Annotated in this window: 16 protein-coding genes; 9 read left to right on the top strand and 7 right to left on the bottom strand. The window is 67.6% G+C overall.

What is annotated here, in order from left to right; genetic code table 11:
• Positions 1-70: 70 nt before the first annotated feature.
• Entirely contained in the window at positions 71-1,381 is a 1,311-nt protein-coding gene (locus ACO07Z_RS00190; protein WP_421696838.1) for a hypothetical protein, read from the bottom strand.
• Between the two features lie 185 nt (positions 1,382-1,566).
• Between ACO07Z_RS00190 and ACO07Z_RS00185 the strand changes: the two genes are divergently transcribed.
• Complete coding sequence (locus tag ACO07Z_RS00185) at positions 1,567-2,163, top strand: superoxide dismutase (RefSeq protein ID WP_421696837.1); 597 nt, start codon at positions 1,567-1,569, stop codon at positions 2,161-2,163.
• A 68-nt stretch (positions 2,164-2,231) separates the two neighbouring features.
• On the opposite strand, the gene ACO07Z_RS00180 is transcribed toward ACO07Z_RS00185, so the two are convergent.
• Both ACO07Z_RS00180 and ACO07Z_RS00175 read right to left on the bottom strand, forming a co-directional pair.
• The gene (locus ACO07Z_RS00180; RefSeq protein WP_421696836.1) at positions 2,232-2,591 is read right to left on the bottom strand and encodes a hypothetical protein; all 360 of its coding nucleotides are present in this window, start codon (positions 2,589-2,591) and stop codon (positions 2,232-2,234) included.
• A 92-nt stretch (positions 2,592-2,683) separates the two neighbouring features.
• A complete protein-coding gene (locus ACO07Z_RS00175) occupies positions 2,684-3,673 on the bottom strand; it encodes a zinc transporter ZntB (RefSeq protein ID WP_421696835.1) in 990 nt (329 codons plus the stop codon).
• Positions 3,674-3,842: 169 nt separating this feature from the next.
• Between ACO07Z_RS00175 and ACO07Z_RS00170 the strand changes: the two genes are divergently transcribed.
• A complete protein-coding gene (locus ACO07Z_RS00170) occupies positions 3,843-4,235 on the top strand; it encodes a hypothetical protein (protein WP_421696834.1) in 393 nt (130 codons plus the stop codon).
• Positions 4,236-4,316: 81 nt separating this feature from the next.
• Here ACO07Z_RS00170 and folK read toward each other — a convergent pair whose 3' ends face one another.
• The gene (folK, locus tag ACO07Z_RS00165; protein WP_421696833.1) at positions 4,317-4,868 is read right to left on the bottom strand and encodes a 2-amino-4-hydroxy-6-hydroxymethyldihydropteridine diphosphokinase; all 552 of its coding nucleotides are present in this window, start codon (positions 4,866-4,868) and stop codon (positions 4,317-4,319) included.
• Positions 4,858-5,700, bottom strand: coding sequence for a dihydropteroate synthase (folP, locus tag ACO07Z_RS00160; RefSeq protein WP_421696832.1), 843 nt, complete (start codon positions 5,698-5,700; stop codon positions 4,858-4,860). The genes folK and folP overlap by 11 nt, the downstream gene beginning before the upstream one ends.
• 171 nt (positions 5,701-5,871) lie before the next feature.
• On the opposite strand from folP, the gene ACO07Z_RS00155 reads away from it, so the two are divergent.
• The 7 genes from ACO07Z_RS00155 to ACO07Z_RS00125 all read left to right on the top strand — a co-directional run bounded on the left by ACO07Z_RS00155 (position 5,872) and on the right by ACO07Z_RS00125 (position 12,578).
• Entirely contained in the window at positions 5,872-7,392 is a 1,521-nt protein-coding gene (locus ACO07Z_RS00155; RefSeq protein WP_421696831.1) for a helicase HerA-like domain-containing protein, read from the top strand.
• A 135-nt stretch (positions 7,393-7,527) separates the two neighbouring features.
• Positions 7,528-8,925 (top strand): dipeptidase, encoded by a 1,398-nt coding sequence (locus ACO07Z_RS00150; RefSeq protein ID WP_421696830.1) that lies wholly within the window; start codon positions 7,528-7,530, stop codon positions 8,923-8,925.
• A 5-nt stretch (positions 8,926-8,930) separates the two neighbouring features.
• A complete protein-coding gene (locus ACO07Z_RS00145) occupies positions 8,931-9,791 on the top strand; it encodes a branched-chain amino acid aminotransferase (protein ID WP_421696829.1) in 861 nt (286 codons plus the stop codon).
• Position 9,792: 1 nt separating this feature from the next.
• A complete protein-coding gene (gene meaB / locus ACO07Z_RS00140) occupies positions 9,793-10,794 on the top strand; it encodes a methylmalonyl Co-A mutase-associated GTPase MeaB (RefSeq protein ID WP_421696828.1) in 1,002 nt (333 codons plus the stop codon).
• Between the two features lie 107 nt (positions 10,795-10,901).
• Complete coding sequence (locus ACO07Z_RS00135; protein WP_421696827.1) at positions 10,902-11,288, top strand: response regulator; 387 nt, start codon at positions 10,902-10,904, stop codon at positions 11,286-11,288.
• Positions 11,288-11,938, top strand: coding sequence for a peptidase C15 (locus ACO07Z_RS00130; RefSeq protein ID WP_421696826.1), 651 nt, complete (start codon positions 11,288-11,290; stop codon positions 11,936-11,938). The genes ACO07Z_RS00135 and ACO07Z_RS00130 overlap by 1 nt, the downstream gene beginning before the upstream one ends.
• Before the next feature lie 388 nt (positions 11,939-12,326).
• Positions 12,327-12,578: a hypothetical protein gene (locus tag ACO07Z_RS00125; RefSeq protein ID WP_421696825.1), complete on the top strand. Its 252-nt coding sequence runs from the start codon at positions 12,327-12,329 to the stop codon at positions 12,576-12,578.
• A gap of 164 nt (positions 12,579-12,742) precedes the next feature.
• Here ACO07Z_RS00125 and ACO07Z_RS00120 read toward each other — a convergent pair whose 3' ends face one another.
• Both ACO07Z_RS00120 and ACO07Z_RS00115 read right to left on the bottom strand, forming a co-directional pair.
• A complete protein-coding gene (locus ACO07Z_RS00120) occupies positions 12,743-13,075 on the bottom strand; it encodes a c-type cytochrome (protein ID WP_421696824.1) in 333 nt (110 codons plus the stop codon).
• A gap of 71 nt (positions 13,076-13,146) precedes the next feature.
• Positions 13,147-14,427: a PQQ-dependent sugar dehydrogenase gene (locus ACO07Z_RS00115; RefSeq protein ID WP_421696823.1), complete on the bottom strand. Its 1,281-nt coding sequence runs from the start codon at positions 14,425-14,427 to the stop codon at positions 13,147-13,149.
• Positions 14,428-14,460 lie beyond the last annotated feature (33 nt).

Genomic DNA, 14,460 nt, shown 5'->3' with positions numbered 1-14,460 from the left:
AGCCGCCCTCGATCCCGGAAACAGAAAGGGCGCCCGTGGGCGCCCTTTGCACGTCCAAATCGGTGCGGCTTCACTCGCGGGCGAGGCTACCGGACACGTGGTCACGCAGATCCTGCAGCGAGGCGAAACGTAGCACGCCGTCCGGCAGGTCCGCCTCTATCGAACCGTCGGAATAGAGCGTGTAGCTCATGCCGCCGATCGTGCCGGATTTAAGCACCGTGACGGAAGGCTCAGCCGGCGTGGGTTCCTCGGTCAGCAGGTCCGTGTCGCTGAGGAAGGCAGCCGGCGCCGCTGCCGGCTCGGCAGGGAAAGCCTCATGCGCGGGTGCGGGCAAGGGCTCCTCGAGGGCGGGAACGGGCGCGGGGCGCTCCGGCACCGGCGCCGCGCCGGCCGAGCCGCGCAGGAAGCCCGGCAGTTCGCGGCGCGGTTCAGCCGACGAAGGCTCCGGCGCCTCCGGCTCGGCCCGGTGAGGTTCGGCCCGGTGAGGTTCGGCACGGTGAGGTTCGGCACGGTGAAGGTCCGCCCGAACGGGCTCGATGCGTGGCTCAGGCCGCAGGGGCTCGGGGCGCAGCGGCTCCGGGCGAACCGGCGCGGAACGCGGAGCCTCGACGCGCGGCGTCTCGACGCGTGACGGTTCGTGAGCAACAGGCTCGTGGCGGGCAGGCTCGTGGCGCGGCGTCTCTTGGCGGGCAGGCTCGTGGCGAACCGGCTCGGAACGAACCGGCTCGGCATGGAAAGGCTCCGGCCGCGCGGCGCCGGTCAGCGGCGAGCGGAAGGGCGGCAGGGGCTCGGCCTCGCGCTCGAACTCCGGCTCGCGCGGCGGCGCCAGCGCCGGCTCGGGGGCGTAATCCGGCTCCGGCTCGAAGGCCGGGTCTTCCGCCCGCGACGGCGCCGGCGAACGCTTGCGGCCGAACCAGGCCGGCGGCGCGGGCGTTTCGTCGAGCGGCGCAAGATCCTCCGGCACCCGCACGGGTGTCACCTCGTCAAAGGCCGGCGCGGGCGGGGCGATGGCCTCCGCGGCGAATGCGACGGCCGTCGTCTCGACCGCCGCAGCGGGGTGCTCGTCCTCCAGCGCCTCGAAGTGCACCGCCCCTTCCAGCTTGTTGGCGATGTCGATCAAGATCCGCAGAATGAAGCCGAGGGCGACCATCAGAAGACCGCCGACAAAAACAGAGCTACCGACCATCATCAGGCCCGCGCCGGAAGTCGTCTCCGCCGAGCCGAACCCGATTAGGCCGAAGACGAGGCCGAGCACGGCCAGAGCCGCGCCGATTCCGATGACTACTGCACCCATGAAGAAACTCCGCCGGACCGATTCGCCGTCGGCCCTTCTTGTACGAGACCTTACGTCCAGTACAGCTTTAACGAAAGCCGGCAGCACACTTGTCCGCCGCGGCGGCGCCAAGGGGTTTCGGCGGGGAAGAATTCGGCCGCGCGCGATGCTTTTGGTTGTCGCCCGCCCTGCGGCGCCCTATCTAGTCGGAGCCGATCTTTCACGGTGCCTGCGCACCCGCAAGGGGCGCCGAGGCGGCGCGGCCGGATTTCATTTCTGCGGAGACAGATTCCATGTCCTTCACGCTTCCCGAGCTTCCCTACTCCTACGATGCCCTCGCCCCCTATATGTCGCGCGAGACGCTCGAATATCACCACGACAAGCACCACCTCGCCTATGTGAACAACGGCAACAATCTGCTGAAGGGCACGGAGTGGGAAGGCCAGTCGCTGGAAGAGATCGTCAAGGGTTCCTTCGGCAAGAATGCCGGCCTGTTCAACAATGCCGGCCAGCACTACAATCACCTGCATTTCTGGAACTGGCTGAAGCCGAATGGCGGCGGCGCGATCCCCGGCGAGCTTGAGAAGAAGATCGTCGAGGACCTCGGCTCGGTCGAGAAGTTCAAGGAAGACTTCATCCAGGCCGGCGTCACCCAGTTCGGCTCCGGCTGGGCGTGGCTCGCGGTGAAGGACGGCAAGCTCGTCATCGACAAGACCGCGAATGGCGAGAGCCCGCTGGTGAAGGGCGCGACCCCGATCCTCGGCGTCGACGTGTGGGAGCACTCCTACTACATCGACTACCGCAACCGCCGCCCGGACTATCTCAAGGCGTTCGTCGAGAACCTGGTGAACTGGGACTACGTCGCCGAGCTGTATTCCAAGGCCGTCTGAGCGGTCCTCACCTCGAAATCGGGCGCCGTCGCAGGTCGACGGCGCCCTTTTTCATGGCCTGTCGCCGGTCACTGCCCGAACGGAACCTCCGTGCGCGGACCCGCCGGGCGCGCCTTGGGCGGCCAGCCCTTCACGCAATAGTCGTTCCAGAAATTGAACTGCCAGGCCGAGCGCCACTGGTACAGCCAATTGTCGCATTCCGCCTTGGTGCGGAAGCAGCCATCGACCGTGCGGCCCTCGATGAAATCGAAATTCCACGGCGCCTGCCGGCGGCCGGTGAAATGGCCGTACCAGAGCTGCGCCCCGGGGGTCGAGGCCGCCATCTTGCGGCAGTCGCCGCCGGGAAAGGTCCCGGTGAATTCATAGGCCCCCGCCGGCCCGCCGACCGCCCCCAGCATCAGCCCGGCGACGAGTGCGACTGAGGCCATCCATTTCCCGCCCATGGCACTTTCCTCCTGGCCGCGCACTATCGCGGCCCGCTTCGCATCATTCTATGCCCCCGCCGCTCGACGGGAAGGGGCTACAGCCAGCGGATCGTCCGCAGCCAGGCCACCAGACCGACGCCGAGCCCCGCGGCCAGCACGGTCACGGCCCAGAAGCCGTTCGGGTCCTGCGCGCCGGGAATGCCTTCCACATTCATGCCCATCAGGCCGGTGATCAGCGTCAGCGGCGCGAAGATCACCGTCACCGCCGCCAGCACCAGCATGGAACGGTTCATCTGCTCGGCCCGCCTTTCCACCATCTGGTCGTAGATGACGGCGGCGCGATCGCGCACCGAATCCAGCTCCTCGGCGAAGCGCGTCACGCGGTCGGCGGCCTCGCGCAGCCGGTTGCGGTCGCGTGGCGAGAGCCATTCGGCGTCTTCCAGCGAGAAATGATTCAGCGCCTCCCGCTGCGGGGCGATGTAGCGGCGCAGGATGATGGCGACGCGCCGTACCTCGGAAACCTTGGGGCTGAGATTGGACAAGGTGGCGCTCAGCACCTGCTCTTCCAACTCGTCCGCCTGCTCGGCCAGGGCGGTGATCACCGTGTCCATGCGGTCGACGAGGCGCATGGACAGATCGGCGACGAATTCGCCCGGCGTGCGGGGCGCCCGCCCGCGCTGGATGGCGTCCTCGAAATCGCCCACCGCCGACAGCGCCCGCCGCCGCACCGAGACGATGCGGTGCGGCTCCACCCAGAAGCGGATCGAGTGCATCTCGTCCGGCAGTGAGTAGGGCATCAGGTTGATGCCGCGCAGGTTGAGGAAGGCGCCATTGTCGAACAGGGCGCAGCGCGGCCGCGTTTCCGCCGCCACCAGGGATTCGACGATGGAGGGATCGACACCGCTGTGCAGGTCGAGCCAGGTGCTGCGGCCGTGGCGATGCTCCAGAAGCTGAAGGTTGATCCACTGAAAGCGCTCGCCGGACGGAACGCCCTGCGCGACCTCCTCCCAGCCGATGCGCCGCGCGCCGCCATTGCCGTCGAAGGTCCAGGCGGAAACGAGGCCTTCCTTGTCGTAATCGGGCAATGCTGGCTCCTGCGTTTCCCGAATGAATGGCAGATGAACGCCTGCAGTGGAATGCGTTCAGTTTGATGAACCTATTGCAACAGCGGGTTCAGCTTGGGTTCGGCCGGTGCTGGCTAGGGTGTGTTCATCAAGGGCCGAACCGGCCCGCTGAGCACCCGAGGATACCGCCATGACCGGCATCACCAAGACTGGCATCACCAAGACAAGCAAGCTCGTCGCCCTCGCCCTCGCCGGCACCACCCTCCTCGCCACCGTTCCCGCCGCCGCCGATGGCTGGCGCGGCCCGGGCTGGGGTGGCCACGGCCATGGCGGCCATGGCTGGGGCCGTCCGGGTCCCGGCTGGCGCGGTCCCGGCTGGGGTGCGCCCGGCTATTATTACGGCCCGCGCCGCAACAATAATGGCGCCGCCATCGCCGCCGGCATCATCGGTGGCCTCGCCGTCGGCGCCATCGCGGCCGGCGCCGCAAACAACTACTATCGCCCGAGCTGCTGGACCGAGACCCGCACCGTCTACAACAGCTGGGGCCAGCCCTACTACCGCGATGTCGAGGTGTGCCGCTGAGCGCCCTCTCTCCCCCAAGGCGCGACGGAACGAGCGGGCGGCGGAGCGATCCGCCGCCCTTCGCGTGTTCTGGTCCCGCGCTCAGTCGCTCGCCGGCTGCGGCTCGACCTTGACGATGCCGCTGCGGTCGAGCCCGGCAAGAGCCGCAGCCACCGACGCGCCGCCGACCTTCAGCTCCGGCGCCAGCTCGCTGAGCGGGATCAGCGCGAAGGCCCGCTCCATCATGCGCGGATGCGGGATTTCGAGGTCGGGCTCGGCGATCACCTCCTCGCCATAGAGCAATATGTCGATGTCGATCTTGCGCGGGCCGAAGCGCACCTCGCGCGTGCGGTCGCGCCCGAAGGCGTGCTCGACGCCGAGCAGCAGGTTGAGCAGCTCGCGCGCGGAAAGCTCCGTCTCCACCGCCACCACCATATTGAGATAAGGCCCCTGCGGCACCGGTCCCCAGGGCGGGGTCTCGTAGAGCGAGGAGCGGGCGATGATCTTCAACCCCGCGCGGGCGATGAGCCCCACCGCCTTCGCCATGGTGCCGGCGCGGTCGCCGAGATTGGAGCCGAGGCAGAGATAGGCGACCGCCTTCTCCACCTTGCGCGGCCGGCGGACGAAGAAATCGGGCGTCGGCTTAGCGGGCATGGAGGATCGCCTCCGTCACCCGTGCCGCCTGCACATGGGCGGCCACGTCATGCACGCGGATGATGGCGCAGCCGGCGCGGATGCCCAGCACATTGGAGGCGATGGTGCCCGGCAGGCGCTCGGCCGGCGTGGTTTCTATCACCTTGCCGATCAGCGATTTACGCGAGGTGCCGAGCAGGAGCGGAAAGCCGAGCCGCCCGAGCGTCTCCAGCGAGGCGAGCGCCTTCAGGTTCTGCTCGAAGGTCTTGCCGAAGCCGATGCCGGGGTCGAGGGCGATGCGCTCGGGGCGGATGCCAGCGCGCGCCGCCCGCTCTAGCGCCTGTTCGAAAAAGCCGAGAATGTCGGCGACGATGTCGACTTCCGGGTCGACAGTGGCGCGGTTGTGCATCGCCACCACACCGGCATCATAGGCGGCGGCGACGCGGGCCATGTCCGGGTCGCCCATCAGCCCCCAAATGTCGTTGAGAAGGCTCGCCCCCGCCTTCAGCGCCACTTCGGCCACCGCCGCCTTCTGCGTGTCGATGGAGAGCGGCACGGGCAGGCCGGCCAGCGCCTCCACCGCCGGCAGCACGCGGCGCAGCTCTTCCTCCGCCGGCACCGGGGTGTGGCCAGGGCGGGTCGATTCGCCGCCAATGTCGAGAATGTCCGCCCCCTCCGCCACCAGCCGGTGGGCATTGGCCACCGCGTCGTCGAGCGCGGCGCTGCGCCCGCCATCGGAGAAGGAATCGGGGGTCACATTGAGGATACCCATCACCAGCGTGCGGCCGGCATAGTCCAGCCGGCGGCCGCGCGCATCGAGCAGGCGTTGGGTGGGTGGAACAAGAGCGGCCATGGCGTCCCAAGGGTTGGCGTTTGGCTTTCACATCGCGCGAGCGGGCCGCGAAGGCAAGCGCCGACGCGGCAGGGTGGCCTCATTCACGCGCGCCGAACTTTCGCCCGGCTTGCCGAACCGCCCCCGGCTGCGCTCTAAAGGAGAGGACGCGAGCGTGCGCAGGAGGCAGCCATGTCCGGTGACACCGAGGGCCAGATCTTCGTCGGGCGAAGCCCATTGAGCGGGGGTGGCACGGGAAAGGCCGAATATCTCGCGCTGAAGCTCGCCAACCGCCACGGCCTCGCCACCGGCGCCACCGGCACCGGCAAGACGGTGACGCTGCAGACGCTGGCGGAAGGCTTTTCCCGCGCCGGCGTCCCGGTTTTCGCCGCCGACATCAAGGGCGACCTCTCCGGCATCGGCATGCCCGGCGAGGGTCAGGACTGGATCGTCAAGCGCTGCGCCGAGATCGGCATCGACTATGTGCCGGACGAATTCCCCGTCCTGTTCTGGGACCTGTTCGGCGAACAGGGGCACCCGGTGCGTGCCACCGTTTCGGAAATGGGGCCGCTGCTGCTGGCGCGGCTCCTGGACCTCAACGAGGTGCAGGAAGGCGTGTTGAACGTCGTGTTCCGCATCGCCGACGAGCAGGGCCTGCTGCTGCTCGACCTCAAGGATCTGCGGGCGATGCTGGCCTTCGTCGCGGAGAATGCGGGCAGGCTTACCACCACTTATGGCAATGTCTCGCCCGCCACCGTCGGCGCCATACAGCGGGCGCTGCTGGTGCTGGAAAATCAGGGCGCCGACAAATTCTTCGGCGAGCCGGCGCTGAAGATCACCGATCTGATGCGGGTCGAGCCGCGCTCGGGCTACGGCACCATCTCGCTGCTCGCCGCCGACAAGCTGATGGCCTCGCCCCGGCTCTACGCCTCCTTCCTGCTGTGGCTGCTGTCCGAACTGTTCGAAGAGCTTCCCGAAGTCGGCGATCCCGAAAAGCCGCGCGTGGTGTTCTTCTTCGACGAGGCGCATCTCCTGTTCGACGGGGCGCCGAAGGCGCTGCTGCAGAAGGTGGAACAGGTGGTGCGGCTCATCCGCTCCAAGGGGGTGGGCGTGTATTTCGTCACCCAGAACCCGCTCGACATTCCCGACAGCGTGCTCGCCCAGCTCGGCAACCGGGTGCAGCACGCGCTGCGCGCCTTCACCCCGCGCGACCAGAAGGCGGTGAAGGCGGCGGCCGACACTTTCCGCCCCAACCCGAAGCTGAACACGGCCGAGGTCATCACCCAGCTTGGCAAGGGCGAGGCGCTGGTCTCGATGCTGGAGGGCAATGGCACCCCGTCCATGGTCGAGCGCACGCTGATCGCCCCGCCCGCCGCCCGCGTCGGACCCATCACTCCGGAGCTGCGCAAGATCGCGATGGCGCAAAGCCCGGTGAGGCACGCCTATGACGAAACGCTCGACCGCGAATCCGCCTATGAAATCCTCGCCAAGCGCGCCGAGCAGGCCACCGCGCCCGAAGCCGCGCCGGCCGAGGCGGAGACGCAGAGCGGCGGCGGCTGGCTGGCGGACACGCTTGGCGGCCTGTTCCGGCGCGGCCCGCGCGGCGGCATGAGCATGGGCGAGCGAATGGTCAACCAGGTGACGCGGCAGGTCACCAATGAAGTGACCAAGGCCATTCTGCGCAACGTGCTCGGCGGTGCCCGCCGGCGGTAGACACCAATGAGACCCTCATGGCCGGGCTTGACCCGGCCACCCAGTCCTTGACGGAGGCGCAAGGTGTCTGGGTCCCCGGGTCAAGCCCGGGGATGAGGCGGAAAAGCCTCTTTGAAACGACAAGGACTCCCGGCCATGGCCGCTCTTTCCAGGACAGACCTCGACCGCGTGCTCGCGGCCGTCGACGCCGATCTCGACGCCTCGCTCGCGCGTCTGTTCGACTTCCTGCGCATCCCCTCCATTTCCACCGACCGCGCCTATGCCGCCGATTGCCGCCGCGCCGGCCAGTGGCTGGCGGACGACCTCGCCACGCTCGGCCTCGTCGCCAAGCTCAACGACACGCCCGGCCATCCCATCGTCACCGGCACGTCGTCCGAGGGCGCGGAGCGGCGGGTGCTGTTCTACGGCCATTACGACGTGCAGCCGGTCGATCCTCTGGAACTGTGGGACAGCCCGCCCTTCGAGCCGCGCATCGTCGAAACGGCGGACGGGGTGAAGCGGATCGTCGCCCGTGGCTCGTCCGACGACAAGGGTCAGGTGATGACCTTCGTCGAGGCCTGCCGCGCCTATATCAGCACCATCGGCCGCCTCCCGGTCGATGTGGCGATCGTGGTCGAAGGCGAGGAGGAGAGCGGTTCGGCCAATATCGGCCCGTTCCTGGAAGCGCATAAGGACGAGCTGAAAGCCGATCTCGCCCTCGTCTGCGACACCGGGATGTGGGACGCGCAAACGCCTGCCATCATCCTCTCGCTGCGCGGGCTGATGCATGACGAGTTCGTCGTGCGCGCCGCCGACCGCGACCTGCATTCCGGCTATTATGGCGGCGCCGCCGCCAACCCGCTGCATGTCATTTCCAAGATCATCGCCGGCGTCCACGGCCCGGACGGGCGCATCACCATTCCCGGCTTCTATGACGATGTGGTCGAGCCGTCCGAGCACATGCGTGATTCCTGGGCGAAGCTCGACCTGACGACGGAGAACTTCCTCGGCCCCGTCGGCCTCTCCCATCCCATCGGCGAGAAGGACCGGCTGCTGATCGAGATGGTCTCGACCCGCCCGACCTTCGAGGTCAACGGCCTGTGGGGTGGCTATATCGGCGAGGGGGGCAAGACCGTCATCCCCTCCATCGCCACCGCCAAGATCACCTGCCGGCTGGTGGCGGACCAGTACCCCGCCCATGTGCGCGACTGCGTGCGCGCCTATATCCGCTCCAAGCTGCCGCCCGACTGCACGGTCGAATTCCTCGGCGGCGAGGGCAACCGCGCGGTGGCCGTCGCCCATGACAACCCGCTGCTCGCCAAGGCTGCGAGCGCGCTGGGCGAGGAATGGGGCGCGCCGGCCGTCACCTATGGCGAGGGCGGTTCCATCCCCGTCGTCGGCCAGTTCAAGAAGGTGCTTGGGCAGGACACGCTGCTGGTCGGCTTCGCGCTGGACGATGACCGCATCCATTCGCCGAACGAGAAATACGACCTCACCTCCTTCCACAAGGGCATTCGCAGCTGGGTCCGCATCCTCGCGGCGCTGGCGGAGTAGCGGACATGTCGCATCACTGGACGCAGACCTGGACCTTCTTCAACGGCAGCTGGCAGGAGGGCAACATCCCGATCCTGGGCGTGCGCAGCCATGCCACCTGGCTCGGCACCTCGGTGTTCGACGGCGCCCGCGCCTTTGAGGGGGTGACGCCGGACCTCGATCTGCACTGCGCGCGGGTCAACCGCTCGGCGGTCGCGATGGGGCTGAAGCCGCTGGTCTCGGTGGAGAAATGGGTCGAGCTGGCGCATCAGGGCGTGAAGCGCTTCCCGCCCGGCGCCGCGCTCTACATCCGGCCGATGTACTGGGCGGAATATCCCGGCGCACGCACGGTGGACGCCGACCCGGAATCCACCCGCTGGTGCCTCAGCCTTTACGAGGCCGGCATGCCGAGCCCCGACCACGGCACGGCGATCACCCTGTCGCGCTACCGCCGGCCGACCATCGAATGCGCCGTCACCGACGCCAAGGCCGGCTGCCTCTACCCCAACAATGCCCGGGCGCTGGTCGAGGCGCATGCGCGCGGCTTCGACAATGCGGTGCTCTGCGACATGCTGGGCAATGTCGCCGAGCTCGCCACCGCCAATGTCTTCCTCGCCAAGGACGGCGTCGCCTTCACCCCGGCGCCGAACGGCACCTTCCTCGCCGGCATCACCCGCACCCGCACGGCAAATCTGCTGCGGGAGGCGGGCATCGAGGTGGTGGAAGCTGCGCTCACCTGGCGCGACTTTCTGGAGGCGGATGAGATTTTCTCCACCGGCAACTACTCCAAGGTGACGCCGGTGACGCGGATCGAGGCGCGCGATCTCCAGCCCGGCCCGGTCTATCGCCGCGCCCGCGACCTCTACTGGGAGTTCGCCCATTCCTGAAGTGACGCACGCCGCCCCGCTGCCCGCCCTCGACGCGCTCATCGAGGGTGTCCGCTCCGGCCACCGCGCCACGCTTGCCCGGGCGATCACGCTGGTGGAATCGCGCAAGCCGGCGCATCGCGCACTGGCGGGCGAGCTCTTGCAGGCGCTGCTGCCGCAGACCGGGCGCGCCCTGCGCCTCGGCATCACCGGCGTGCCGGGGGTGGGCAAGTCGACCACCATCGACACGCTCGGCAGCCATCTCATCGCCCGGGGGCACCGCGTGGCGGTGCTGGCGGTGGACCCCTCCTCCACCCGCACCGGCGGCTCCATTCTCGGCGACAAGACGCGGATGGCCCGCCTGTCGCTGGAAGAGCGCGCCTTCATCCGCCCCTCCCCGGCCGGCGGCACGCTCGGTGGGGTCGCGGCGCGCACCCGCGAGACCATGCTGCTGTGCGAGGCAGCGGGCTATGACGTCGTGCTGGTGGAGACGGTCGGCGTCGGCCAGTCGGAAACCGCGGTGGCGGACATGACCGACACCTTCCTCGTGCTCATGCTGCCCGGCGCCGGCGACGAGTTGCAGGGCATCAAGAAGGGCATCATCGAGCTGGCCGACATCGTCGCGGTGAACAAGGCCGACGGCGCCAATCTCGCCCGTGCCAAGGCGGCGGCGGGCGAATACCGCGCGGCGCTGCATGTGCTGGGCGGGCGCGAGCCGTTCTGGTCGGTGCCGGTGCTTACCTATTCCGGCCTCACCGGCGAGGGGGTCGATGCCCTGTGGGCGACGGTTGAGGCGCATCGCGACCGCGCGACGCAAGCGGGCGCGTTCACCGCGCGCCGCAGCGGCCAGCAGGTGAAATGGATGTGGACCCTGTTCGACGAGCGGGTGCGCGAGGCGCTGCGCCGCGCACCGGCGCTGCGGGCGCAGCTGCCGGCGATCGAACAGGCGGTGGCGGCGGGCGCGCTTTCCCCCACGCTCGGCGCCGCGAAGATCGCCGATCTGTTCGGCTGGCCGGATCTGTGAGGCCGGACTCGCAAAAAAGCCGAAATGAGGGAAGAATATTCAAAATGGCGACGGTTGCTGGTCGGCACCGAACAGGCAAGCCCGACCAGAAGGAGTGACACATCATCATGCAGGATCAGCCCACGCTGTCGGGCCAGCGCGTCTTCGTGGTCGAGGACGAAACGCTCGTCGCGATGATGATCGAGGGCATGCTTGAGGAACTGGGCGCCACCGTCGTCGGCAATGAGTCGCGCTTCGACGATGCGCTGAATTTCGTCGCCACCCGCCATGACGAGATCGATGTCGCCATGCTCGACCTCAATCTCGGCACGCGCAACAGCTACGACATCGCCGAGGCGATCGCCCGCCACGGCATCCCCATCGTTTTCTCCACCGGCTACAACGACAGCGCCATCGACGCCGCCTGGCGCACATGCCCGGTGCTGAACAAGCCGTTCCAGCTGGCCGATCTCGAGGGCGCTCTGGCGCGGGCGCTGGAGGCGCGCGCGGCCTGATGCGCGCCGGGCAGGCGAAGGCACTGGCTCTGCCGCGCCTGCTCATCACCGGCTTCGGCCATTTTCCCGGCATGCCGACCAATCCGTCCGCCCAGCTGGCCCGCCACCTCGCGCGCAGCCGCCCGGCCGGGGGCGCCGCAACTGAGCTGCGCCTGCTCGCCACGCGCTGGGACGAGGCCGCCGCCTTCCCTGCCCTGCTCGCGCAGACCCAGCCGGATATCGTGCTGATGCTCGGCGTTGCCGCCCGGCGCCGGCGTGTGTCGATTGAAATCGTCGGCCGGAATGCGACCGGCGCGTTTCCCGATGCCGCCGGCCATCGCCCGGTCGCGCATGTGCTGGAGCCCGGCGCACCGGCGCAGAGGGCGCTGGCCGCCCGCCCGGCGCCGCTGCTGGCGGCGCTGCGCGCGGCTGGCGTCCCCGCCCATCTCTCGCGCCATGCCGGCCGCTATGTCTGCAATGCGCTGGCCTTCCGCGCCTATGGCTGGGCGCGCACCGGCCGTCGCGCCGATGGCGGGCCGCCGCTCGCGGTGTTCGTGCATGTGCCGCGGCCGCGTCCCGGCCGGCTCGCGCTGCCGCAGCTGGCGCGAGGGCTGGAAACGCTACTCGCCGCGCTGCTGGCGCAGTTCCGGCAGAGCCGGCTGCGCGCCTGAGAGTCCGTCCGATAATTCATGCTGCGCGAGCAATGCGTCTGACAAGTGTCATGATGGATGCAGCGTAGAGAAAACGCCTTAGCATAATTCGTCCTGGAATCAGTAGTTAGGCGACAATTCCGGCCATCTGCGGGAGAACTATGTCATCGGTTGCCGGACTGAATTTGACGTCAGGCTCAGGCGCGTTCTATCGTCGCGTTAATCAGCGGAGAGGTAGGATGTGAGGTTTCTTTTGCTCGGAATAGCATTGCTATTCTCCGGTGTTGCATTGGCGGGCGAGATCGCCCCTCTGAATTCAGCCTCGCTGTTTTCGCAGAAACGGGCTGTTTGCTCAGGGCTCTACAGCCGCCTTCAAGCCAAGATGAGTCACCGCTTTGAAAGGTGTTCCATGAGCAATGACGAATACCTCATTATCTATCCAGTTCCCAGTCTTGTCTCCACTCTAATTAACCGGGAGCGAGCCAAGGGAAGCCCTTTGACAGAGGAAGAGGTGATCCAAATCCGCGACAATTGTCATGCGATTGCCGTTCCGCCCGACGTTGCTCGGAAGATGGATGAGGCAAGAGGTTACCTCGATATCGATCCCGAAAATTGCTGGGAGGAGTGGCAACGAGCCCGAAAAGAGCTGACTTACAATTAGGTGCCAGTTCCCCATCCTACTATCGAATTTTCGGACAGGCTCTGAGCAACGGATAAAGAAAGGGCGGACACCGCCTAGATCTTCGCGTTTTCTTCACGCGAACCGGTATCCACTTCGCTCGAAAACGCTCTCGCGCCGCATCCGCCCTCGGGTCGACCCGGCGCTCAACGCTCCGGCAGTTGCACGGTGATCTTGATTGACCCGTACCACGCCGCGAGATTGGCGATGTCGGCGTCGGTCAGGTCCTTCGACACCACCGTCATCATTTCGTTGACGCGGCGGCCGGCACGGAAATCCTCCAGCGCCTTGGCGAGATAGACTTCCTGCTGGCCCGCCAGATTGGCCGCCGTCGGCAATTGGGCGATGCCGTCCATGCCGTGACAGACGGCGCATTGGGCCGAAGCCTTGGCGCGCCCCGCCTTGGCGTCCTGCGCCACAGCGTGGGTGACGCCGAGTGCCGCCGTCAGAAGCAGCGGCACGCAGTACATGCGTTTCATTGACGATTCCCGGCAAGAGATAAGGGCCCCCGCGCCGGTCTTGCGGCGCAGGGGCGATGAGGCGCGGCCGCTTACTTCTCGTAGGAGATGCGGTAGATCGCGCCCGACGTGTCGTCGGCCACCAGGAGCGAGCCGTCATTCAGCTGCGCCACGGAGGCCGGACGGCCGAGATATTCGCCGTTCACCAGCCAGCCCTCGGCGAAGGGCTCGGTCTTGGCGGCGGTGCCGTCCTCGTTCAGCGTGGTGAACATCACCCGCGCGCCGACCGGATCGGTGCGGTTCCACGAGCCGTGCTGCACCGAGAAGATGCCGCCCTGATACTTCGCCGGGAACTGCTTGCCGGTGTAGAAGGTCATGCCGAGATCGGCGGCATGCGCTTCCATCTCCACCTGGGGCGGCACGGAATCGGCCGGCGGCGTCTGGTCCTTGTATTCGACGGTACGGACACTTCCGCCGCCGAAATAGGGGAAGCCGAAAGTCTGGCCGGACTTGGTGGCGCGGTTCAGTTCACCCGGCGGAATGGTGTCCCCCATGCCGTCGACCTGGTTGTCGGTGAACCACAGGGTCTTGTCCTTCGGGTTGAAGTCCATGCCCACCGAATTGCGGATGCCCCACGCATAGACTTCGCGGTTCTTGCCGTCGCGGTCCATCCGCACGATGCCGCCGATGCCGTTCTTCTTGTAGAGGTCGTATTTCTCCGGCGCGAAGACGTTGAAGGGCTGGCCCAGGGTAATATACAGCTTGTCGTCCGGCCCGATGCGGCAGACGCGGGCGGTGTGGTTGTAGGATTCCTCCGAGGGCGGAATGAGTTCGCCCTGCTTCACCACCTCGAAGGCGGCGACATCCGGCCCCTCATAGAAGAATTCGGCGGCGGGGAAGAGCAGGACGCGGTTCTGCTCGGCGACGAACAGGAAGCCGTCCTTGGAAAAGCACACGCCGTTGGGCAGCTTGAACTGGATCGAGGGCGCAAAGACCTTCACCTCATCAGCGACGCGGTCCTTGTCTCGGTCGGTCACCGCCCACACTTTCGACTTGCGGGTGCCGACGAAGACGGCGCCGGTGGTCGGCCCCACCGCCATTTCGCGTGCATCCGGCACGATGGCGTAAAGCGCGATCTTGAAGCCGTCCGGCAGCTTGATGCCGGCCAGCGTCTTCTTGAACGCCTCGGCGCGCGGCCCGGTCTGCGGCACCGTTTCCATTTCCATGGAGGCGCCGGTCTGCTGGAAATTCGAGAGCTTCTGCATGTTGTCGGTCGACTGGGCCTGAGCCGAAGCCGACAGCATCACCGCGCCCGCGAACATGGTGGTGGCGAGCAGCGCCGCGGTCTGCGAACCGCGCCGGAAAAGAGACATGGGGTTCCTCCTAGGGTGCCGGACCTCGTTCGG

The sequence above is a fragment of the Ancylobacter sp. genome, assembly GCF_965229075.1.
Taxonomy (GTDB): Bacteria; Pseudomonadota; Alphaproteobacteria; order Rhizobiales; family Xanthobacteraceae; genus Ancylobacter.
Note: the sequence above shows the minus strand (reverse complement) of the source record. Positions and strands in the feature narration are given on the sequence as shown.

Excerpts from the sequence above, each read along its gene's own strand:
- ACO07Z_RS00130 (WP_421696826.1), top strand. The coding sequence starts at position 11,288 with ATGCGCGCCGGGCAGGCGAAGGCACTGGCTCTGCCGCGCCTGCTCATC.
- ACO07Z_RS00115 (WP_421696823.1), bottom strand. The coding sequence starts at position 14,427 with ATGTCTCTTTTCCGGCGCGGTTCGCAGACCGCGGCGCTGCTCGCCACC.
- folK (WP_421696833.1), bottom strand. The coding sequence starts at position 4,868 with ATGCCCGCTAAGCCGACGCCCGATTTCTTCGTCCGCCGGCCGCGCAAG.
- ACO07Z_RS00145 (WP_421696829.1), top strand. The coding sequence starts at position 8,931 with ATGTCGCATCACTGGACGCAGACCTGGACCTTCTTCAACGGCAGCTGG.
- folP (WP_421696832.1), bottom strand. The coding sequence starts at position 5,700 with ATGGCCGCTCTTGTTCCACCCACCCAACGCCTGCTCGATGCGCGCGGC.
- ACO07Z_RS00155 (WP_421696831.1), top strand. The coding sequence starts at position 5,872 with ATGTCCGGTGACACCGAGGGCCAGATCTTCGTCGGGCGAAGCCCATTG.
- ACO07Z_RS00170 (WP_421696834.1), top strand. The coding sequence starts at position 3,843 with ATGACCGGCATCACCAAGACTGGCATCACCAAGACAAGCAAGCTCGTC.
- ACO07Z_RS00125 (WP_421696825.1), top strand. The coding sequence starts at position 12,327 with ATGAGCAATGACGAATACCTCATTATCTATCCAGTTCCCAGTCTTGTC.
- ACO07Z_RS00180 (WP_421696836.1), bottom strand. The coding sequence starts at position 2,591 with ATGGCCTCAGTCGCACTCGTCGCCGGGCTGATGCTGGGGGCGGTCGGC.
- ACO07Z_RS00120 (WP_421696824.1), bottom strand. The coding sequence starts at position 13,075 with ATGAAACGCATGTACTGCGTGCCGCTGCTTCTGACGGCGGCACTCGGC.
- ACO07Z_RS00150 (WP_421696830.1), top strand. The coding sequence starts at position 7,528 with ATGGCCGCTCTTTCCAGGACAGACCTCGACCGCGTGCTCGCGGCCGTC.
- ACO07Z_RS00185 (WP_421696837.1), top strand. The coding sequence starts at position 1,567 with ATGTCCTTCACGCTTCCCGAGCTTCCCTACTCCTACGATGCCCTCGCC.
- ACO07Z_RS00135 (WP_421696827.1), top strand. The coding sequence starts at position 10,902 with ATGCAGGATCAGCCCACGCTGTCGGGCCAGCGCGTCTTCGTGGTCGAG.